Genomic DNA, 700 nt, shown 5'->3' with positions numbered 1-700 from the left:
AGCGGTGTTGCGATTGGCAAATGGGCAAGCACCAGCCGGGGCGACGAACACCAAGACGCACGCTCTACTGAGCACGATGATCGGCCTGTTCTTGAGAGCAAAGGAGAAGATTGGCTACCAACCCGGCAGTGCGATTGACAAGACGGTGGCCGAAGCCGTCGAGCATTTGAAGGACTGGCCCTACCCAGAAACCGCCACGGCACAGGCGGCACCAGCCGCAGGGGCGTGGATTGAGCGCTGGTACGGCTCTGGCGGCAAAGATGGCTACGAGGGCTGGAGCATCGTGAACAAGGAAGGCCGTGGCCTTGTCTCGTACCTTGGGCGGAATGTCGAATCCGGTGCGGTCACTGAAATCGTGATGGCCCACAACGCTACCCTGGCCGCCCCCACGGCACAGGCGGCACCAGCCACCACCGACTTCACGACGCTTAGTGCGGCGGTGCGAGCCATCCGGCAGGCCATCGAGTTGATCGGCGAGCCTGCCGATGACCGCATGCGCGCTGCGAGGCGCGTGCTGCGCGGCGCGGTGATCGTCGCGGAGGATTCTGGCGAGTTGGCGGCACCAGCCGCTGGCGCAGTTGCGGGGCCTGTCGAGACGATAAAGTTCTCGGACGGCTCCACAGCGGATCCGGTGGAGAAAGCGCGCCGATACCTCAACGCCATGGCCGACCACCGCATCAATAGCCAGTATTTCTTCGAT

1 protein-coding gene is annotated in these 700 nt (G+C 63.6%); it reads left to right on the top strand.

Annotated elements, in window-relative coordinates; translation table 11 throughout:
- Positions 1–13: 13 nt before the first annotated feature.
- Positions 14–700, top strand: a 687-nt coding sequence (locus I6F10_RS20020) for a hypothetical protein (RefSeq protein ID WP_197099319.1), incomplete at its 3' end; no start/stop codon positions are given.

Origin of the sequence: Pseudoalteromonas sp. SWYJZ98 (assembly GCF_015864495.1) — a bacterium.
In the GTDB taxonomy this organism is placed as follows: domain Bacteria; phylum Pseudomonadota; class Gammaproteobacteria; order Enterobacterales; family Alteromonadaceae; genus Pseudoalteromonas; species Pseudoalteromonas distincta.
Note: the sequence above shows the minus strand (reverse complement) of the source record. Positions and strands in the feature narration are given on the sequence as shown.